At 42.1% G+C, this 21,453-nt stretch carries 22 protein-coding genes; 3 read left to right on the forward strand and 19 right to left on the reverse strand.

Annotated elements, in window-relative coordinates; all coding sequences use genetic code 11:
• Positions 1–52 precede the first annotated feature (52 nt).
• Entirely contained in the window at positions 53–1,054 is a 1,002-nt protein-coding gene (locus vsple_RS10920) for a substrate-binding domain-containing protein (protein WP_261882006.1), read from the forward strand.
• Positions 1,055–1,198: 144 nt separating this feature from the next.
• On the opposite strand, the gene galM is transcribed toward vsple_RS10920, so the two are convergent.
• From galM to vsple_RS10945, 5 genes are all read right to left on the reverse strand, one after another.
• The gene (gene galM, locus vsple_RS10925) at positions 1,199–2,269 is read right to left on the reverse strand and encodes a galactose-1-epimerase (protein ID WP_261882007.1); all 1,071 of its coding nucleotides are present in this window, start codon (positions 2,267–2,269) and stop codon (positions 1,199–1,201) included.
• Positions 2,270–2,375: 106 nt separating this feature from the next.
• On the reverse strand, positions 2,376–3,536 hold the full coding sequence (gene galK, locus vsple_RS10930; protein WP_261882008.1) for a galactokinase: 1,161 nt from the start codon (positions 3,534–3,536) through the stop codon (positions 2,376–2,378).
• Between the two features lie 230 nt (positions 3,537–3,766).
• Positions 3,767–4,819: a UDP-glucose--hexose-1-phosphate uridylyltransferase gene (locus vsple_RS10935; protein ID WP_261882009.1), complete on the reverse strand. Its 1,053-nt coding sequence runs from the start codon at positions 4,817–4,819 to the stop codon at positions 3,767–3,769.
• A gap of 318 nt (positions 4,820–5,137) precedes the next feature.
• On the reverse strand, positions 5,138–6,157 hold the full coding sequence (gene galE, locus vsple_RS10940; RefSeq protein WP_261882010.1) for a UDP-glucose 4-epimerase GalE: 1,020 nt from the start codon (positions 6,155–6,157) through the stop codon (positions 5,138–5,140).
• Positions 6,158–6,663: 506 nt separating this feature from the next.
• The gene (locus tag vsple_RS10945; protein ID WP_261882011.1) at positions 6,664–7,617 is read right to left on the reverse strand and encodes a LysR family transcriptional regulator; all 954 of its coding nucleotides are present in this window, start codon (positions 7,615–7,617) and stop codon (positions 6,664–6,666) included.
• A gap of 100 nt (positions 7,618–7,717) precedes the next feature.
• On the opposite strand from vsple_RS10945, the gene chrA reads away from it, so the two are divergent.
• On the forward strand, positions 7,718–8,863 hold the full coding sequence (gene chrA / locus vsple_RS10950) for a chromate efflux transporter (protein ID WP_261882012.1): 1,146 nt from the start codon (positions 7,718–7,720) through the stop codon (positions 8,861–8,863).
• A 63-nt stretch (positions 8,864–8,926) separates the two neighbouring features.
• Here chrA and vsple_RS10955 read toward each other — a convergent pair whose 3' ends face one another.
• The 14 genes from vsple_RS10955 to vsple_RS11015 form a co-directional block, all read right to left on the reverse strand.
• The gene (locus vsple_RS10955; protein WP_261882013.1) at positions 8,927–9,574 is read right to left on the reverse strand and encodes an OmpA family protein; all 648 of its coding nucleotides are present in this window, start codon (positions 9,572–9,574) and stop codon (positions 8,927–8,929) included.
• Positions 9,575–9,609: 35 nt separating this feature from the next.
• Entirely contained in the window at positions 9,610–10,947 is a 1,338-nt protein-coding gene (locus vsple_RS10960; RefSeq protein WP_261882014.1) for a pilus assembly protein TadG-related protein, read from the reverse strand.
• 1 nt (position 10,948) lies between these two features.
• The gene (gene tadF / locus vsple_RS10965; RefSeq protein ID WP_261882015.1) at positions 10,949–11,497 is read right to left on the reverse strand and encodes a tight adherence pilus pseudopilin TadF; all 549 of its coding nucleotides are present in this window, start codon (positions 11,495–11,497) and stop codon (positions 10,949–10,951) included.
• Positions 11,472–11,990 (reverse strand): TadE/TadG family type IV pilus assembly protein, encoded by a 519-nt coding sequence (locus vsple_RS10970; protein WP_261882016.1) that lies wholly within the window; start codon positions 11,988–11,990, stop codon positions 11,472–11,474. The genes tadF and vsple_RS10970 overlap by 26 nt, the downstream gene beginning before the upstream one ends.
• A 30-nt stretch (positions 11,991–12,020) precedes the next feature.
• Positions 12,021–12,776: a tetratricopeptide repeat protein gene (locus vsple_RS10975; RefSeq protein WP_261882017.1), complete on the reverse strand. Its 756-nt coding sequence runs from the start codon at positions 12,774–12,776 to the stop codon at positions 12,021–12,023.
• A gap of 1 nt (position 12,777) precedes the next feature.
• Complete coding sequence (locus vsple_RS10980; protein WP_261882018.1) at positions 12,778–13,686, reverse strand: type II secretion system F family protein; 909 nt, start codon at positions 13,684–13,686, stop codon at positions 12,778–12,780.
• The gene (locus vsple_RS10985; protein WP_261882019.1) at positions 13,686–14,609 is read right to left on the reverse strand and encodes a type II secretion system F family protein; all 924 of its coding nucleotides are present in this window, start codon (positions 14,607–14,609) and stop codon (positions 13,686–13,688) included. Before vsple_RS10985 ends, vsple_RS10980 begins: the two co-directional genes overlap by 1 nt.
• A complete protein-coding gene (locus tag vsple_RS10990; protein WP_261882020.1) occupies positions 14,606–15,892 on the reverse strand; it encodes a TadA family conjugal transfer-associated ATPase in 1,287 nt (428 codons plus the stop codon). The genes vsple_RS10985 and vsple_RS10990 overlap by 4 nt, the downstream gene beginning before the upstream one ends.
• A gap of 10 nt (positions 15,893–15,902) precedes the next feature.
• Positions 15,903–17,120 (reverse strand): CpaE/TadZ family protein, encoded by a 1,218-nt coding sequence (locus tag vsple_RS10995; protein WP_261882021.1) that lies wholly within the window; start codon positions 17,118–17,120, stop codon positions 15,903–15,905.
• A gap of 13 nt (positions 17,121–17,133) precedes the next feature.
• A complete protein-coding gene (locus vsple_RS11000; protein ID WP_261882022.1) occupies positions 17,134–17,631 on the reverse strand; it encodes a hypothetical protein in 498 nt (165 codons plus the stop codon).
• Complete coding sequence (locus vsple_RS11005; protein ID WP_261883164.1) at positions 17,628–18,905, reverse strand: type II and III secretion system protein family protein; 1,278 nt, start codon at positions 18,903–18,905, stop codon at positions 17,628–17,630. The genes vsple_RS11000 and vsple_RS11005 overlap by 4 nt, the downstream gene beginning before the upstream one ends.
• Before the next feature lie 64 nt (positions 18,906–18,969).
• Complete coding sequence (gene cpaB, locus vsple_RS11010; RefSeq protein ID WP_261882023.1) at positions 18,970–19,761, reverse strand: Flp pilus assembly protein CpaB; 792 nt, start codon at positions 19,759–19,761, stop codon at positions 18,970–18,972.
• A gap of 12 nt (positions 19,762–19,773) precedes the next feature.
• The gene (locus vsple_RS22020) at positions 19,774–20,220 is read right to left on the reverse strand and encodes an A24 family peptidase (RefSeq protein ID WP_420833779.1); all 447 of its coding nucleotides are present in this window, start codon (positions 20,218–20,220) and stop codon (positions 19,774–19,776) included.
• A gap of 9 nt (positions 20,221–20,229) precedes the next feature.
• Positions 20,230–20,439 (reverse strand): Flp family type IVb pilin, encoded by a 210-nt coding sequence (locus vsple_RS11015; protein ID WP_261882024.1) that lies wholly within the window; start codon positions 20,437–20,439, stop codon positions 20,230–20,232.
• Positions 20,440–20,724: 285 nt separating this feature from the next.
• On the opposite strand from vsple_RS11015, the gene vsple_RS11020 reads away from it, so the two are divergent.
• Entirely contained in the window at positions 20,725–21,423 is a 699-nt protein-coding gene (locus tag vsple_RS11020; RefSeq protein WP_261882025.1) for a helix-turn-helix transcriptional regulator, read from the forward strand.
• Positions 21,424–21,453 lie beyond the last annotated feature (30 nt).

Genomic DNA, 21,453 nt, shown 5'->3' on the forward strand with positions numbered 1-21,453 from the left:
CATGCTATCGACGACGGTGTTAAATAGGAGCGGTACTGAGTAGAGGTTAAAAATGGCAACAATTAAAGATGTGGCGAAGGAAGCGGGCGTATCTGTCGCAACCGTTTCTCGTGTAATTAACAAGTCCCCCAAGGCAAGCTCAAGCTCTATCGAGTCGGTCACACAAGCCATGGAAAAACTCGGTTACCGCCCCAATGCTAATGCTCGCGCGTTAGTCAGCCAAAGCACCAATACCATTGGTGTTTTGGTTGGTGATATATCAGATCCCTTTTTCGGTACACTAGTAAAATCAGTCGACAATGTAGCGCGAGAAAACGGTAAACACATACTGGTTGGTAATGGCTCTCACAATCGCGAAGAAGAGAAGCAAGCGATTGAACTCCTGATTAACAACCGCTGCGAGTCTTTAGTCATTCACTCCAAAGGCCTTACCGATGAAGAGCTGATCGCGTACGCGAAAGAAGTGAAAGGCTTGGTGGTGATCAACCGTTATATCGAAGAGATCAGGGAGCGCTGTATCTTTCTCGATAACCAAAAAGGCGCTTACCTAGCCACCGAATACCTTATCCGCCATGGTCACCGCAATATCGCCTGCATCGCCTCATCCATTAATATTGAAGATGCCGACGAGCGTGTTCAAGGCTATCGAGCAGCATTGAATGATTACAACATCAAGTTGCCAGAAAGCTACATCGAAAGCTCACAACCAAGCAGCGAAGGCGGTGAATACGCCATGACTAACCTGCTCACCAAATCACTACCGATCACAGGCATCGTCGCCTACAACGATTACATGGCAGCAGGTGCGCTTTCAGTCCTCGATGAAAATGGTATTCAAGCCCCCGATCATATGTCGATTGTTGGCTTTGATGACGGCTTGATCGCTCGTTACATCTCCCCCAAACTGACCACCATTCGCTACCCAATTCAGATCATGGCTGAGAAAGCGACACATCTTGCTTTGCAGCTTGCCAAACAGGAAGTGACCAGTTCAGAAACAATGAAGTTCTCGCCGACTCTGGTGCGCCGAAACTCAGTATCTAAAGTGAGTTAAAAAGATAAAAAAAAGCCCTAGCGAAAACCGTTCGCTAGGGCTTTGTTACCATACTCTCACTAATGTATCTTTAGTCATTCCCTCGTCAGTAATCTCCCCATAACGAGGTTCACCAAATCCTTTGAGCTGAGTGGTTCAGTCTGATTAATCCCCCGAAAATTCAAACTGATAGCAAGTTTGGTAGCGATACTCTTGTTCAGGTCTAAGAACACAGCTTTCTTGCTTCCACTCTGGATGGTTTGGCGAGTCTGGTAAAAACTGAGTTTCCAACGCGACACCTGCGTAGTCTTGGTAGCTTGTACCAGAGCGGTTTGGCGTTCCTGCTAACCAGTTTCCGGTGTAAAGCTGCATTGCAGGCTTAGTCGTAAACACTTTTAAAGTGACAAGTGCGTCAGGCGAAGTCACCGTCGCTGCACATTTTCCGGCGCGGCACTCTTCTGCTAACAAAAACGAATGGTCATAACCTTTGGCATTTTTCTGCTGTTCATCGCCCATCAAACGCTCTGAGATCATCGTAGGCCGATTGAAGTCAAAACTGGTCGACTTCACCGACTTAAGCCCGCTCAAAGGAATGCCAGATTTGTCGGTTGGTAAGAATTGAGACGCGTTAATACTGACAATGTGCGACAAGCAATCTTGCTCTAGCTCAGCACCTAACAGGTTAAAGTAGGCATGATTGGTGAGGTTAATCACCGTCTCTTTATCGGTTGTTGCAAAATAGTCGATGGACACACGGTTGTCTTCCGTCAGTTGGTAACGCACCGATACTTTGAGTGTGCCTGGGAACCCTTGATCGCCATCTTGAGACGTTAACGCATAGGTGACAGAGCTATCGGTTTGCTCCTGAACCTGCCAGCGCCTCTTATCAAAACCGTTAGGGCCTCCATGCAGAGTATTCCCAGCTTGATTCACATCGACCTTGTGGTTGGCTCCATCGATCTTAAAGCGCCCTTTCGCAATACGGTTAGCGTAACGACCGACTATGGTGCCCATATAACTGGCTTGTTTGTTGAAGTTTTCCATTGAGTTGACACCCAATAATACTTCTCTCTTATTCCCTTTCAGTGGCAGGATACAGCTCAACCATGTCGCGCCAATATCCATCAGTGTCACTTCCATGCCGTGTTGGTTGGTCAGTGTCACCAACTTGGCAGGTTGCCCATCATAGGCTGCCGTTTGAGTCATTGACTGATGCAAACTTTGCGCTTGTGTCATCCTACATTCCTTCCTAGTGCCGACAAAAAGCCTCTACAAAAGTGCAAAGGCTTTACTATTTGGCCTACCATGATCTTTTTGCTTCAGTAGGCCTATAATCAGAGGGTTAGATTACTTCAACTAAGCCCGCACCGTCTTTCGCTTGGCACACATAAATGGATTCTTTTAAGCCCGTTGCCGATTGATACTTCTGTTCTACCGTCGCTTTGATATCGTCAACCAAGGTTGGTGGAACCAAAGCGACGATACAGCCACCAAAACCACCACCTGTCATACGTACGCCACCTTTATCGCCAATCACCTCTTTAACCATCTCAACCAAAACGTCGATCTCGTTCACTGTGATTTCAAAGTCATCGCGCATTGAAGCATGAGATTCAGCCATCAACTCACCCATGCGTTTCATGTCGTGGTTGCGCAGTGCGACCGCTGCTTCTTCAGTACGATCGTTCTCAGTGATTACGTGGCGAGCGCGCTTAGCCACCACCTCATCCAACTCATCGACTTTGACATTGAATTGTTCAATGGAGACATCACGCAGTGCAGGTACGCCAAAAATACGCGCCGCTTCTTCACACTGTTCGCGACGAGTGTTGTATTCACTGTCGACCAAACCACGCTTCTTGTTGGAGTTGATGATCACTACTGCCATATCTTCTGGCATCGAAACCGGTGTCGTTTCTAGACTGCGGCAATCCAAAAGCATCGCGTGGTTCGCTTGGGCTTCTGCAGATATCATTTGGTCCATGATGCCGCAATTACAACCAACAAACTCGTTCTCGGCTTGTTGACCGTTCAGTGCGATCTCCGCTTGGGTGATCTCTAAGTTGTAAAGCACCTTGAAGGTTTGACCGATAACCACTTCTAGAGCTGCCGAAGAGCTTAACCCTGCGCCTTGAGGTACGTTACCCGTTACCGAAAGATCGACACCGTTGAAATCATAGCCACGCGCTTTCAGGCATTTCACCACGCCACGAATGTAGTTCGCCCACATCTTGTCTTGTTGAAAAGTGATCTCTTGAGTCAAGTCGAACTCATCCACTGCATCACCGTAATCGACCGATACGACTCGTACGATATTGTCGTCACGTTTTGCTGCCGCCACTACGGTTTGATAGTTAATGGCACACGGCAGGACAAAACCATCATTGTAGTCGGTATGTTCACCAATTAGGTTTACACGACCCGGAGCTTGGATGATGTGAGTCGGAGCGTAATTGAGTACCGCATTGAAAGACGCTTTTGCGTTTTGGATTAGATCAGACATAGGAGACTCTCTGGTTAAACTTTTCTTCAATTGATTGTGGCCCCTTATTGGCACCACTTTAATTCTGTTCGATTCCCTATCACCTTCATCCCTCTCAATTGGGAATGACAACATCAGCTTCTTAGCTTGTAGACTACTAGGCATTTCACTTCCTAGGCATCTCACCAGTTGTCATTCCAGAATCGAGGAACGAGATATCTGGAATCTCTTTATATGGATGTAACGACTGACTACTGTTCTTTGTAATGCACGTCACTCAAATCACGTAGACGCTGCGCCGCTTGCTCTGCCGTCAGGTCACGTTGCGATTCTGCGAGCATTTCGTAACCCACCATGAATTTACGTACTGACGCACTACGCAGCAATGGTGGGTAGAACAGCGCGTGTAGCTGCCAATGATCAATGTCGGTCCCCTCTTCGAAGAATGGCGCATAGTGCCAGCCCATCGAGTATGGGAATGAACATTGGAACAGATTGTCGTAGCGGCTTGTTAGCTTCTTAATCGCAACCGCTAAATCATCACGTTGCTCGTCAGTCAGTTCACTCATACGACGAATGTGTGTTTTTGGCAGCAACATGGTTTCGAACGGCCACGCTGCCCAGTAAGGTACAACGGCAATCCAATGTTCCGTTTCAACTACAGTGCGAGAGCCGTCTTTCATTTCAGCTTCTACGTAATCGACAAGTAAGTTTGAGCCTTGTTGTTCGAAGTACTCTTTTAGAAGTTTCTCTTTGCGCTCAATCTCGTTTGGCAGAAAGCTGTTCGCCCAAATCTGACCGTGCGGGTGAGGTTGAGAACATCCCATGGTCTCGCCTTTATTTTCAAACGCTTGAACCCATAGATAATCTTTACCTAGCTCTTCAATCTGCTCATTCCAGGTATCAATCACACCACGGATTTTATTAATCGGTAACTCTGGCAACGTTTTGCTGTGATCCGGCGAGAAGCAGATCACGCGGCTCAACCCTCGAACACCTTGAGTCTTAAATAGAGGGTTTTCCGACTCTGGAGCGTCAGGTGAGTCAGGCATCAACGCCGCGAAATCGTTACTGAACACGTAAGTTCCGTCGTAGTCTGGGTTTACATCACCCGAGATGCGCGTGTTGGTTGGACAAAGAAAACACTCTTTATCGTACGCTGGCAGTTGCTCGGTTGATGGCTTCTCGTCCTGACCACTCCACGGACGTTTCGCACGGTGTGGTGAAACCAAAACCCACTGACCCGTTAGTGGGTTATAGCGACGATGCGGGTGATCGACTGGATTAAATTCAACTTTTGACATACTTACATTACTCTTAATTTTTGTGTTCTTGGCACATCCACCAAGACAAATAATTCTTCTATGAGGAGGTTCCCTATCACGCTCGCTCCTCGCTGTAGGGAATGACGTAAAGGTCCATAGCGTTAGGAACCAAGTACTCACTCGTCATTCCAGAATCGAGGCACGAGGTATCTGGAATCTCTCTTTTCTCATCTCTTACTTATCATTCCCCAATGAAATTGGAGTTGCAGCTAGGCAGCAAGCTTTCCAATATCCATGAGCATAGATCTTCTATGTGATTGGAATTGGTGAGCGCAGCTAACAACGCTGCGGCTTCAATTACGAAAGGGAATAACCATTAGGGTTATTCGACTGCCAGTTCCACGTATCCGCCGTCATTTCATCAACGCTGCGAGTCGCCTTCCAACCTAGATCTCGCTCTGCTTTTTCTGTACTTGCCCAGCACTCGGCAATATCACCAGGACGACGTGGACAAATCTCATAAGGGACAGGTTTACCAGAAGCATTAGCGAAGGCTTCAACCATCTCTAGAACACTTGAGCCTGTACCTGTGCCTAGGTTGTAGATATGCAAACCCGCTTTCTCGCCGACCGCTTTTAGGGCAGCAACATGACCATCGGCTAAGTCCATTACATGGATGTAATCGCGAACGCCTGTACCATCTGGAGTTGTGTAATCGTTACCAAACACCGCTAGCTTCTCACGACGACCGACGGCCACTTGAGCGATAAATGGCATTAAGTTGTTTGGAATACCTTGTGGATCTTCGCCCATAGTGCCTGATGGGTGCGCACCAACTGGGTTGAAGTAGCGAAGCAGTGTTACGCTCCAATCATTTTCAGCGCTAAACAGGTCGCTCAAACACTCTTCGACCATGTATTTACTGCGTCCGTAAGGGTTAGTTGTTGCCCCCGTAGGCGAATCTTCAGTAATTGGTACAACCTCTGGGTCGCCATAAACCGTTGCTGAAGAGCTAAACACGATGCTTTTAACGCCCGCTTTTCTCATACAGCGAGCCAAAACCAAAGAGCCGTTTACGTTGTTGTCGTAGTATTCAAGCGGCTTAGCTACCGATTCACCGACAGCTTTTAAACCGGCAAAGTGAATTACAGCCTGAATGTTGTTTTCTGCAAACACGCTATCGAGGAAAGACTCGTCGCGAATATCGCCAAGGTAAAAAGTTGGGCGCTGACCCGTTAATGCTTCGATTCTCTCAAGCACCAACTCTTTGCTGTTACACAAGTTATCAACGATGATCGGCTCCATACCTGCCTGCATCATTTGAATGCAAGTATGACTTCCGATGTACCCTATGCCGCCTGTAACCAGTACTTTCACAATCAACCTCTCTCTTAATCTTGATGACACTCAAGTGGAATATCCAAACTCAATAGCGTCGCGTTAATTAAATACTAGCAGTCAATTTGGAACTAATTCTGTGATCAAAACCACGAAGTGTAAACGTTTACACAAAGTTTCATAGCGAAGCCACAAAGAGAAGAGTTCTAAACTCAACAAATATCAACTTAATCCATTGGATTGTAATAAGATAATTATAAGTAGTGACTTTTTAGATAAGTATTAAGAGGCTGAGGTTATTTTAGTCAAAGTGAATACTATGACTTGTTGTTTCGAATCAAAAAGAAAAGCGCTAGGGGGAGCTAGCGCCAACCAACTACATCCGTTTAGTTTGGTAGAACGTCCAACCATATCAAACCACTACAGTCGATACAAAAACTTAGATAAACGAAAGTTTCTATTAATTGCAGCTATAAAAAGCTGTAATTTAAGTATAGTCAAATCCTGAAAATTGGCGTGACTTTTTACGGAAAAGCACAGGTATTTTAACCTCGTTGGTCCATCATATTGTCTTCACTAATAATTGTCGAAACCGCTCTAGAAACCAGAGAGCGCAAGTGTTTGTTTTTGTCTTCGTCGAGCTTGCCTCTACGATATAGCAATTGAATATCAAAATCGGGAACATCAATAGGTGGGTTAACGGCAACGAGACTGTCCTTTGATACCTCAGGCTCACTTCGAGCCACTAGCTTCGGCACAATACACAGTAATTTTCGACCTCGAATCAATCGCTTCACGGTTAAGAAGTTACTTGAAGAGAGAGTGACCTTACGTGTTAAACCCACTTCGGCCAACTGATCATCTACCCTTGTTTGCAATGATCCATTCGGAGAAACTAAAGCATGCTCAACTTCAACAAACTCTTCAACCGATATGGGGTTGCTCACGTGCAGCATTTGACTGTCATAAAGACAAACATGCCGCTCAGTATAAAGGTGTTTAGTTCTATACAACGAAGACACCTTTCCAAAACTACCGATGGCAAGGTCTAACTTAGCTTCTTCGAAGATCTGTTGATAATTGGATCGGTTTACATTGAAGAACACAACTTGAGAGCTGGGAGACTGAGTTTTGATGTAATCGAAGATGCTTGGACCGAACATCTGCTCTGCGTAGTCGGTAAGGCCAATTTTCCAAGTTCCCTGATAGGTATCGACCTCAAACAGTTTAGACATCAACACTTCTGATTGAATCGTACTCAACAGTGTATCAACCGTCATTGACAATTCTATTGCACGCTCAGTCGCTTCCATTCGGCTTCCCACTCGCTCAAACAGCGGATCATCAAATAGTCGTCTAAGCCTTTGTAAGCTATGACTCATTGCAGATTGACTAACGAAACAACGCTCAGCAGCTTTGCTAACACTGTTCGTTTTGTACAACGCTTGCAGCGCTATCAATAAGTTAAGATCAATACCTTTCCAGTTAAAATCAGCCACCCGGTAAACCCATTTCATTAATAGTTAAAATTAAAACAATTAATTTGAATCATAGTGCAAGTCACCATAAATTACGCTAAACATTTATCTGGAATCAATCATGCTTTCAATTTTTAAAACCTTTTTCTGGCTTGGCTGGATTAGCTTTGGCGGACCAGCGGCTCACATTGGCTACTTTCGTAAAACCTTCGTAGAAAAGCTCAACTGGCTTTCTGATGAAGAGTACGGACAAATTGTGGCACTTAGCCAGTTCTTACCAGGTCCAGGTTCAAGTCAGGTCGGTTTTGCTCTAGGTTACAAAAAAGGTGGCTTAGCTGGCGCTATTGCCGCATTTGTCGGCTTTACCTCACCATCTGTCATCTTGATGCTTGTATTGGCAATGGTTAGTGGTCAGTTCTTAGAAAGTTCTTTATTTAACTCGATCATTCATGGACTAAAACTACTGGCTGTAGTTGTGGTTGCTGACGCGACATTTGGTATGTATAAAAACTTCTGCCAATCCAAGACAGCAACAACTCTGTGCGTTATCACCACAATCGTATTACTGCTGATGCCGGGAATTTGGCCTCAAATCTTAGTTCTGCTGCTCGCTGCATTTATCGGTAGCAAGTACCTACTCCCAAAACAAACTCAGACAGTTCAAAATACCAATAAAATTTCTGGCACGCCTCTGGTTGTATTTTCAGCCCTATTAATCGGCCTACCATTAGCAAGCTCACTTTCTCAAAGCGTTGAAGTATTTGGGATCTTCTATCAGGCCGGTAGCTTGGTATTCGGTGGCGGGCACGTTGTTTTACCACTGCTGCAAAATGGTATAGGTGACCAACTATCTCAGGATGCGTTCTTAACCGGCTACGCAGCGGCTCAAGCTGTACCAGGTCCAATGTTCACCTTAGCGACCTATCTAGGCTTTGTATTGTTACCTTCCGCACCTATTGTTGGCGCTCTACTTGCAACCATCGCGGTCTTCCTACCAGGCTTTTTACTTCTACTTGGCGTACTTAAAAACTGGCAAGCTCTAGCTAGCAAACCGAAAGTTGCAGGCGCTTTAACAGGGGTTAACGCTGCGGTCGTTGGCCTGCTTCTGGCGGCTTTATATCAACCTATCTTTAGCAGCGCAGTAAACAGCGGCTTAGATTTTGCCCTAATCGTTGCTGGTGTTTGGTTATTAAAGTCCATCAAGATGCCAATCGTAGGCCTTGTCGGTGTTTTCATTGCTGCTGGCATCACGTTGAATTTTATTTAATGTGCCACAGTTGCTAAAAAGAAAAGCGTCATACCAAATCGTGACGCTTTTCTTTGAGTCGTATTACTTTAGGACCATGTCGACTCGTCGATTTTGTTGTCTACCTTGTGAGGTGTCATTACTTGCAATTGGTACTAGCTCGCCTTTTGATACCCCCTCAAGGGAGGCTCTATCAGCCCCTTTCTGCACAAGATAATTCTCAACTGAAGTCGCTCGTCTCAACCCCAAAGAGAAATTGTACTCCTTGGTTCCGATATTATCGGTATGCCCTTCAACAAACAGATCAGGATTATCACGAGTAATCTTCTTAGATAGCTCATCCAGTACATAAATGGACTCTGGTGTTAAGCGATACTTGTCGAACTCAAAATAGACACGTGCAACCACATCACCACTTTCGAAACCTTCGAAATTTCCTTGAGTGATCAAAAACTCAATACATTTCGGGCTAACCCCCTGCCTTAACAGCTCTCGGCGGAGTTGGTCTTGTGGAAAAACGTAATCACTCTTTTGCTCAATCAGCGAAAATGGCCCTTGATTAAGCATCATAGAGCGACCTTTATGGGCTGAAATAGAGTGTTGAAAATTGACATCATCCTGCGAGCAGTAATATTCCAACTTAGTAATTTGGTCTTCAGAGGCATAACCGGCTTGAGAATAACTAACCAAAAGCAACAGCGGTAATCCTACCCAGTAATTTGACTTTTTCATGTTTTCTCCTTGTTATCAGCACATTAAGACAACCACTATTTCAAATGACCGATCTCTTCACTAATTAACTCAAGTATTTTGGCAAGTATCTGACTTTTATTTTCTGCCTTAAATACATTATCCTCACCAGCGCAGACCTTCAGGCCTACATTCGAATTCAGATCGTAGTCAAACCCGATGACTGCAATTCGTGACAATACATCATCTTTATCTTTGTTATCAGCTTTTTGAGCGTTCAGGTCGTTTCTAATTTTGTTGCACAGGCCATGGTTGTCATACAATTTTTCTGAAATGGATTTATGGGAAAGAGTACCTTTATTTGCCACCTTATTATTCCCTTTGTCTGCCCCATCGGACAAAATTATAATAAGACGGCGAGGATTCTTACCCTGCATTGCCAATTGCGCACCTCGAATGATCCCTTGATGAGAAGCTGTATAACCATCAGGCCTAAATGTTTTTACATCACTATTGAATTTGGTAAAGTCTGTGGTTGGCTCAATATCGTAAAAGATAGCATCCTTGTAAATATTGGTTGTTCGACAATTAGAGTTAACTTTCTCTTTAAATACATTCGCGACCGTCTTAGAAAAGTCAACTTCAACCTCGGGCTCTGGAACACCATTATCCAATTTAATTTCGACTTTATAATCAAGCTGATCTAAATAACAATTGTGGTCTGAAACTCGGACATAATTATTGAAACCAACAAAAGAAATAGTATTATCATCAAGTTGGACAATATCATTAAACTTCTGAAGCTCAACAGTTACGGCAGAAATAACATCTCTCAAGTCTTGATATTTCTTCTGTTTTCCTCCTTTCCAGTTATTATCCATTGAACCTGAAAAATCAGACACAAATACGACATCAACTGGGTGATCTTGATACTTTCTAGATGTACCTGTACTTGATACATTAAAATCATTTCCAAAGTTTTTGTCGCTAGAAAACCAGCTGTCATGCTTGGTGGTTGCCGAGACATGATATTGGAAGAAACGAGAGTCGCCATTTTTTAAACCAGAAACGCAATCAGGAATGCTTTGACAATCCAATTTTTGAATTTTGACGGCAGTTATGCTCTCCTTGTCGGTCACATACGCATCCACGTACGCCTTTACTATATCTTGATTAACTTTACTCCCGCTTCCCGAGCCATCATCAATATTGTCATCGTTGTGCGCTGAAACCGCTAATGCAGCAGCTTCAAGGGCATCATCTAAGCGAGCTCTATCTTGAAGCCCTCTAGCTCCATCGGTCCCCAAACTAAATAAAACCCATAATGCTGGTAAAATTAATACGGCAAGTATCCCAGCGTGTCCTTTCTGTTTATTCAAAAGAAAAGGACCTCTTTTTGATAGTAAGATATTCATGCTACCTCCCTACTATCACGGACGAAGATTGTACCGTGCTAAAACTTGAATCAATCAAGTTAGCCAATAGATTCTCCGTTTCATAACATAGTGTGACTCTATATAGAGTGGCTTGTCTCCCCCATGAAGTCACCACGCTTAAGTCCCCTTCAATAGCAGATAGGACTTGGGCTGGTTGGCAATTTATTCCATCTCGATACGTTACTACCGCGTTAGGAGTACCGTTCGATTGGTAGGTCTGCTCTTCTATCAAAACCCCGAACTTAGAACTATCAAAACTCGCGATGGTTCTACCAAAAGAATTCTCTACCACATCCACGACGAGATCAGCATCAGCTTGCGATGTTGTGTAGTTCTCGCCATAAAGTTGTGTTCTCTCTTTCAACAGGTTCACCGATGAAAAAGATAAGCGATCGAGCTTTCCTTTGGTCGAGATTTTAATCGTCGAATCAATTGCAACCATGAGTAGCAATCCTAAAAATAATCCGACAAGTGCAAACTCAATTGCGAACGCGCCTCTTTGTTTAGATTTCGAATTTATCGCGTTCATATTCTTGCACCACTATTACTTCACGTGACAAAAGAGTTGTATTATCAAAGAAATAGGTAAATACACCACCAACCTCATAACGCAAATGATAAATGGCAATGCTACTGTCTTGCTCAACCCCACAAGTTGCCCCAGCCCCGACACTGGGAGTACATACATCAGCTACTGAATGAAGTTCTGCCATCGTTTTGACGTAGTGGACCGAAGAGCTTACCTTGCTTGAGTCGACAAAATTTGACCAAACACTATCACTAGTGTCCAAAACCTTCTTGAACGATGCTAAGTAAGTACTATTGTCTTTTTTTGCTTCCCTTGAAGCATTAGCAATAGCTAGATCTGTAGTTGCTGATACGTAAGACAAAAAACAGACTTCTACCCAAGCTGCTATGAATAGCCAAAAGGCAAAAAAACCCAAAGCAAACTCAATAGACACAACGCCGTTTTGTCTTCGCCGTTTCTTAAACATCAACTTACTCAATGTGTAATTAGCCATACTCACCTCCTAGTAAGTAAAGCTGCTCTGTTAGAATTGTGTTCTAACAGACGCGTTCAGAGATACATCCTTTAATCCTGTATAGATATGATGTAGCTCTTCAGCCGAGTACATCCCACCTAACAGGGCTTTGACCTGAACGAAGTCACCCACCTTTGCATAGGCTAAAACCAAATTTGATACGACTTGTTTATCTGCTTGTCCATTTTTATAAACTGGCTCTAAGCGTGTTATTGCTCGTTGATAGTCCGCTTCTAAAATATCCATAACAGCTAAGTTATTACTGATTACAACGTCTTCATAAAGCAACTCTCGAGCTTTCAAGAAGTGCTCTCTGGCACTCTCAAATTGCCCCAACCTTACATAAACTAAACCCAATAAATTTTCTGCTTCAGCGAAGTCTCCCCTTTTCTGCAAAGAACGCTTTGCATACACCAATGCTTGTTGGGGATCGTCCTGCTCGAATTTCACTCTCGCTTTTAAGAAATCTAACTCCGCACTTTGATCTTGCGGGGCTGTCATTCTTTCCAAATGGAAGTCCGCAGAATCTATGTCCCCTACATTCAAGTACGTATTTACGAGTTTTAAACGCACCTCATAGGAATCGACGGACTGTAATTGTTTCTTATAAAGTGCTATTAATTTATTATTGTCACCAGAGTTTTGTAACAGTGCTTCTTTAGACTTAAACTCCTGATTATCATCCGGCACCGTTTTGGAAGCACACCCAACTATAAAGCTAAGTGCAATTATCAATAGCATTGAATATTGGTACTTTTTATTCATCTTACCCACCTAACATTCTCATTATCCCTGGCGCCGTAATCAAAATCACAATAGGAAACATAATAAAAAGTATTAATGGCACCGACATCTTGGCAGCAAGTCGACCGATTTTTTCTTCTAACTCAAGCATATGAACTTCCCTAATATCCTTAGCTAAATTAGATAAGACATCATATATAGAAGAACCGTATTGTAAGCTCTGATTGAGTGTCATCACAAAACTTCTTACTTCGTTGGTGGGTACACGGCTATATAACTCTTCCAGTGCACGTTCTAAACCCACTAACTTTGCTCTCTCGCTCGTTTTATGAAGCATATGAGATATGTCGAGATCAAATCCCTGCATTTCATGAGCCAGATATGCAATAGATGCTTCGATAGTCATCCCAGTCCTGACACACACACCCATTAGGTCAAGTAAGTAAGGTAATCTATCAGATAGCTTCCGTTGTAATTTCCTCTTCTTCAACTCTAAGTATAGGTCAGGAGCGACAACAACGACACTCAACCAAATCGCTATTAATATGATGGTCGTTGTTAATTCCATATGCATATTCGCTGTATAAAATAGAATGAATACTATACCTAATACCATTGATATGTATTTTATTGGAAGTAACCATTTGAACCATTTACTATTATAGAAACCAGCTGCAACAAACTTTTTCTCAACATCCCTTTCAGATATAGAAAAAAGCTGACCGAACCAACGACTGACTGATTCCACTTTTGACGTATTGGAAGACTCTGAGTTATCGTCAAGTAAAACGCCGACTTTATTCAAAGTCTTCTTTCTCGACTGACTTACAAAAAAAGAATAGAATAATATTCCTAAACCAAGAGCAATCAACCACATAAATATGATTGCTTGCACTTTCCCGTCAGATAGAAATGAAATGATATCATTCATTAGCTAACTCTCTTCATCAATAACCAGACAATCAATATTCCGATCAACTCGCTTACTAACACATAATAAAGTATTGGCTTACCCCGCTCATTAAACATAACGAAGTCATAATTTTCCGGACTGATGTACTGCAGTAAAAATAGAAAAGCAAATGGTATCGCCGCCACTATTTTAGCTGACATTCTTGCTTCAGAAGTTAAAGCATACTTCTTCTTGTTAATCGCCCTAGCATCAAACATGAGACGATTGATACGTGTCATTACTTCTTTTAATTGACCACCTCTATCTAGGTTTGCACGCAAGGTAATAATGAAGAAATAAAACGAAGGATATGGGAATCGTAAGCATGCTTTACGAAACACGTCATCTGGACTTTCACCAATTTTCATACGCTCAGCCATTAAGCGAAACTCATTACCGAGATCGTTATCTTGAGAACGTCCGACATACGCTATCGCATGCATTATGCTTTCTCCAGCAGACACTGAACTAGCAATCATGTTTAGTACATCAGGAAAGTTCTCTTCAAATAATCGAGCCTCCCTTCGTTTCAACCAAATACACATCCAAAAAGAAACAATGAAAACTAGAGGTAAAGTAATAAGCAGACTGTCATTTTTAAAAAAGTATGATATTAAATTCGAAATCAAAAAATATGCAACCACTTCAAAAACAATAATTTTTAGTAGGGGGTATTTACCTATTCGATTAGTAAAGTTATTCCAACTGGTTACTATTTTTTGTAGAAAGGTTTGCTCAGTTAATGACTTAAGATTGACGGCTTGCTGCTCCGTAGCTACAACATGATCCAAAACGACCGTCTGCCTGCTTGGCTTTAGATAAGATATTGTTTTTTTCTTTTGTAGTGCGGGTAGAAATAATAAGGTGACACCTCCTACCACCAATAGTAAATAATAGATCATGCTACCCTCCCGGCTGATGAAAAGACCGAATCAAGCTGCTGATGTAGACCAAAGAACCGAGCCTTTTCTACCAAAACCGACCGCTGCATCAATCCAGTAGTAACGTAATTACCACGTATTACTTTGACTTCATTTTGTTGTGGGTCAGGTTGGAATCTAAAGATCTCTTCCATTACAACATTGTCACCCTCCATCCCGATGACTTCTGAAATACTCATTACTTTTCGACTACCATCATGCAAACGGCTAACTTGAACAATAATATCGATAGCACTAACGATAGTTTTTCTAATCGCCTCAAGAGGTAAATTCTTAGTTGCCATCATAACCATTGACTCTACGCGACCTAGAGCATCTCTCGGAGTATTAGCATGAAGTGTCGACATTGATCCATCATGCCCTGTGTTCATAGCCTGAAGCATCTCAAACGCCTCTCCACCACGACACTCACCCACGATGATTCGGTCTGGTCTCATACGAAGAGCATTAATCACCAACGCTCTTTGATCTATTTCTCCTGTATTTTCAATACCTGCCTTTCGTGTTTCCAATCGAACCACGTGAGGTTGAAGTAGGCTTAATTCGGCGGCATCCTCTATGGTCACAATACGTTCTGACTCTGATATGTGTTGAGATAGAGCATTGAGCAACGTCGTTTTGCCAGATCCTGTACCTCCTGAGATCAAAATATTTAAACGACAACGTGAGGCGATCATCAGGACTTGCGCCATCTCTTGGCTCATTGACCCGTACTCAAGTAATCTCGAAAAATCAATCGCTTGTTTTTTGAACTTTCGGATTGAAATACTCGTACCATCAAGTGCGATAGGGGGAATAACAATATTGACACGGCTACCATCTTGTAAACGCGCATCACATAAAGGAGAGGAGTCATCGACACGTCGGCCAACTCGACTCGCGATACGCTTAGCAATATCAATCAATTGGCGCTCATCAACAAAAGTGACGTTAGATTTTTCAACCAAGCCGTTGCGCTCAATGAATATATTGTCATAACCATTAATCATCACATCAGTGATAGAGTCGTCATCCATTAATGGCTGTAAAGGACCTAAACCATGTAACTCATCCACTAAATTTTGCACATATTGCTGGCGAGTTACAGCAGAGACTGATAATTGGTCTTTATCAATAAGAAGATCGACAGCTTGCTTGAGTTGTTTAGCTAATTGTTCACTAGACATAGCATTGATAGCATCCGGTTCCAATGCTTCAAATATCTGACTACGAATCTCTTTATATGCTTCTACTGGGTTTTTCATAGGCTAATCCTCAGCGAAACCAACCGTTACTCGATTTACGCTCTTCCCCTAGAATCAAAGCTCCTAAATCTTCTAACGCTCGAGCTGGTTTTCCTCCATGAGAAATGATCGATTTACCTTCGAGTAGCTTGTGGTCCAACTTTTTAATATGAGGAATAACAATATCAACAGGGCATTTTAAGAATTTTTCAGCCTCCTCCTGAGATACGGTTGCATCCCCATTAGGTAGCAGACAATTCATCACCATGATGATTCTGACACTGCTATCCAAACCCAAACCATCATCCAGTTTTCGTTTGAATTTTCCTGCTTCTCTGAGTGACGATACGCTTGGTGAAAAAGTCAAAACAATGCAGTTTGATAACTCAATTAACTCTCTGACGTTGTATATGAGGTTGTTGGTATTTAACAAATCTTCTAGGAGGAAATTGTTTGTTTGAGACAAATGACCAGCCGCGGCTTTAGTGAACTGCTTTATCTCCTCAATTTCAAGCTCAGGCGAAGTCAGCGAGAGCACCGACAAGGAACTGCTTTGCTTTTTAAGTAAACTTTGAGAAGCGGCATCATCTAAGTTAAGGACTTGACTGCCGGGTCTAACTTCACGTTTCTCAAAACCCTCTATTCCCATCATTATATCGATATTGCCACCATGATAGGCGTTGTCGACAACGACGCACGAGCTATGTTTCTCCTTCGAAAAATAACGGCTAATTTCAGCGCACACAAACGTATTTCCGACCCCACCTTTACAACCTAGAAAGCTAATTTGTTTAGCTTTTCTCACTAAACCAATGCCGCTATTCGCTTCTCTGTTACGGTAAACACCGAGTGTGAAGTCAATGAATTCATCTTTAGTAACGGGCCAGAAAAGGTAATATAGAACTAAGCTTCTGAGGCGGCGAATTGTAGAGATTGAGTCCTCTTTACCAACAATGATTACCGACGCACTATTGGGCAAAAGATGACAAATGCGTTCAGCATCTACGACAAGATCTCTACTTTCATTGAGTTCAACAACAATAATTTCAATACCTTCTTGTTGGCCGTAAGCTGTGACATTATCATCGGACAGAGGTTGAAATTCCGGCAAACTAAAGCCTTCGAAATTACAAGCTTCTCGAATTAAATTTTTACATTCATCTGTCTGATAAAAAACCACGCTACGAATACCGTTTGTTGCTTGACTCGCATGAGGTATTTTTTTGTTCAAGATATCGATCAAGTCCATTTTCCACCCCTACTTAAAAGTTACTCTTATCGAACATACGTTCGGGATGGGTTATGGCTTTCCATCGCATCCCTTCAGGAGCACAACCATTCGTAATTTCGCCATAATGGCCAATCTCTACATACTCACAAATAGGTGTCACTACCTTGTGCACTGTGGTAGAAAAGCTGAAATCAAAAGCCTCATTTAAAGTCTTATCGTGATGAATCGATAGCTGTTTTGATTCCATACCACGGCTTTTTAAATACTCAGTATATTTATTGACGAAGCGTTTCCCTTCTTTAGTGTTCCAAACAAAGAAAAACTCTTGATTTGCAAAATCATTCCAATTCTCAGAAATATATCCGTCAATATAATCCCAAGCTTTTTGTTGCTTATTTTTCTCAATTTTGACCGATAATTGATACTCAATCGGCACAACTTCTATTGCTGGCCCAGATTGTTCTCCTATGTGCTCAGCGCACCCAAAAACTGCAAGAAGGGGAATAAATATTAGGTTTCGAAGACTCATTTTTTAAACCCTCCAGCTGACAATATTTGATTAACAAACTCTTCTGATGCTTTAGGATAATCATCACTCAGCCCTAGCCAGCGATTTAAATTGTAAGTTCGATGTATCGTAGGAAGCTGAATTTGACTCGGATGAATTGGTTGCACAAGATTCACGGTTGCGACAATTATCAACTCCGTTTTAGTTCTTTCGGTTGCTGTTTTTCTAAACAGAGCACCTAAAACCGGAATATCGCCAATATATGGTATACGTCTTAGCTCCTCTCGCTCTTCAGTACTCAATAATCCAGCCAGAACAAAACTCTGACCGTCGCCTAGCTCAACAGTCGTTCGAGCTCTACGAGTTTTAAGGGCAGGTAAATCAAAATTTTCATTTTGATATTGATTATCCAACGCACTTACTTCGGGAAGCATTGACAGCTTGATCTTATCGTCATTTAAAACCTTCGCCATCAACTCCAGGCGAATACCATACTCACGGTATTCAACATCAGTACTGCCGTCGATTACCGTAACTACTGGTATTTCCCCACCCGCCAAGAAGCTTGCGGTCTCGCCAGATATAACAGAAAGATTTGGCTCGGCAAGTACTTGCCCGACTCGATCGTCACCTATTGCAGTGATGACAGAAATGATGTCGTCAGCGCTAAATGATGTTAGTTGATCGACGAAAACACCAGGGGAAACCGTACCAATCTCAATCCCAAACTCCTCCAAGAACGTATGCGACACTTCCGCAATTGATATTTTCACGTTAACTTGCTTGGTTGTTTTGACCTCAATGTTGTCTACAACACCGGGGTAGCGATAACGGCGCATAAATGCCATTTCATATTCTTCATCACCAATCTGCCAATTTACGTTGGTGATTTCCGCTTCTTTACCTAACAGTTCGCCAGTTAATCGATAGATTTCTTCTTTGGTTTTCTCTGAAGCAACAGTGCCGCTCAAAACTGCTTGTTCACCCAAATTGTAAACACTTACATCTGCATCTGGATAACGAAGTGCTATCTGTTGCTCAATATGAACAAGGCTTTTATTCACAACCAATTTATTAGAAATAATTGTGTTACCTTCTTTGTCAAATACCATAAACGAAGCGTTTCCGGTTTGACGCCCAAAGAACACAACTTTGTTTTCATCAATAACTTGATAATCTGCAACCTCAGGATCTGAAATGAACACTGAGCCAATCTCTTGCTTCGTTGTTATATTACGAGCATCACCTTCAGATAAATTAATCACGCGAGCTTGTGCAGCTTGAACAAAAATCATCAGGCATATTATTGAAAACCAATGAGGAACATTTATTATTTTCATATTGTTACCCTCTAAATTCTTATCGAATTCTCGCACTGTCACCACGATATTCGACTATAGCTCTATATTCAGGTAGCACATCCCCCGAATTCGCCTGTAACTGCTCCGCAAATTCAGGGCCAATTGATTTATGTATTTCTATTTTCGCGATATTTTTCGCAATCGAAAGTGTAGCCACTTGCTTTCGTGAAAGCTCAAGTATTAAAACCACCCCAGCAAGCTGCTCTTGACCCGCTTCTTCTGAACTAAAATTCTCAATTTTTAAGACTTTCACCGCTAATAAAATGGGTGATACTGATACACTTTGAAATTCATTAACTTCGTCCTCAATAGCCAAATTTTGTTGCTGAGAACTCAACGCGATAACATCCACTTTTGTGCCGTGGTCAATAACACCACCAACTATAGATTCACGGTTCACAATGATCGGATAGGGAACCATTTGGTCAGAGATGGTTGCGTCAATGTAACCTTGCTGATCTGGCGTGACATACATACTTGTTTGGAGCCACTCTCCCGACGATACAGCTTTTCTAGCAACAGCGCCGTTAGGAATAATTTCGGCGATATCACCTTGCGAGACAGGAATCTGACTTTCGGGAATCTGTTTAATTGAGAATTGAACAGGAGATAAGACTTGGCCACGATCCAGATGCTCATTCAGGACCAACACTTTGACACGCTTCTCTTGCTCTACAGGTGCAGCTGTTACTTCTTCTACGTTGCTCTGATTAAGGTATTGCTGGGAAATGCCAAACAAACCAGCCCCAATTGCAATCAGGCCAACAGGAACAATAATCTTGATGCTCATGTCGTCTCCTTACTAAGTGATGGATGCCAAAACTCCTACGCACCCTCCCACGCTAATTGCCACCCCATAAGGAACACCTTGAGACTTCCGAGAAGGTAAAACCTTACACATGGTTAATTCACACAACGCTACTCCACCACCAACAACGAGAATAACCAAAACAGAGGTGAACAAGAAATTTGGGGAGATAAACATAGATAGGACGGATATTAACTTTACGTCGCCAGCTCCCCATACTCCAAACTTCCACAACAACAAACCGATGATAAAAATAGACAGTAAAGATTCAAAGTAAAACTCTAAGTAACCGTAGTAACTAGAAAAAAAAAGAAAGAAGAGCAATACTATCACTGAAGTATTGGGGATAATTCTCTTATGAATATCGAAGTAACAAATCAATATTAAACAGATAAAAAATCCCCAAAGAAATATTTTGAATGGTAATAAACTCTCGATCATTACTAAATATTACTTACCATCCATTGCATTCTTGATGTTTTTCACTCCTTCGGTTAACGCATCATCTAACGTACCACTACCGGTACCGTTAAATACAGCAATAACCACTGCCGCTACTGCCACACCCAATACGGCATACTCAATTGCGGTCACACCGCGTTCGTCATTTTTGAACTCTTCAAGTAGTAGTTTCGCTTTGATATAAGTTGATAAAAACATAATGAACTCCATGTCACTCTTTTGGTTTGCACTCACATGAGCGCCTCTCCCCTAAAACGCAGATAAAACAATGCCCTAGGAGGAATCTAAAATGAGTACGCTTTAATGTGATCTTTTATTTCATCACTTACGTATGTACCTCGTTTTTTATTTCAGTACATTTCAGATCAAGCCGTTAGTATTTTCTTACTAAGAATTTGACCTTTCTTATTATTCTTCTAGTATTTAACAAACCAATAATAAACTGGATTCATAAGGTAAACTCCTTATCAAATAGTTAGAGTTATGGAGAAAGCAAATTTTTTTGGCGATGAATTAAATTATTTAGATTCTTGCTTGGTGAAAGTAATCCAGTCTAATTTTATTATTCGTCATGCCGGATGGGACATATCTGTACTTAGTGAACCAAATCAGTCATTTAACTTTCTCTACCTCAATAGTAGTAAGAATATACAACTCGCTACTATTGCAGAGAAAATAGCGATTAATTTAAATCGGGATATGATTGTCATCCACAATAATATCTATCAACACTCCAAAAATATATGCAACTTGATCCATATAAATGAAAGAAGTGTCCAAGCCTCTAATCACCTCTCAACAATATTGGAAAAGCACAAACAGTTAAATAACAACACTAATGCTCATCATTTATCGCATCGATTCAACATAGAAGGCACAATTTCTTATATCGATGAACATTTGAATGACGCTTTGACTGAAAAGGACGTAGCTGATCACTGCCATCTATCGGTCAACTATTTTTCGAAAGTCTTTCACACCAACGTGGGGGTAAGTTTTCAAGAGTACGTAATGACTGCACGTATTGAACAAGCCAAGCTAACATTGATACAGAAAAGGGATCACACTATCGCCAACGTGGCGTATATGTTGGGCTTCAAAGATGTCTCATACTTTAGTCGTTTGTTTAAAAAAAAGACCGGGCTCACACCTGGACAATTTAGGAAGTTTGGAAACCACTAATTTTACTCCCTAAAAGATAAGTTACGTGCT

Source organism: Vibrio pelagius, from assembly GCF_024347575.1.
Taxonomy (GTDB): domain Bacteria; phylum Pseudomonadota; class Gammaproteobacteria; order Enterobacterales; family Vibrionaceae; genus Vibrio; species Vibrio pelagius.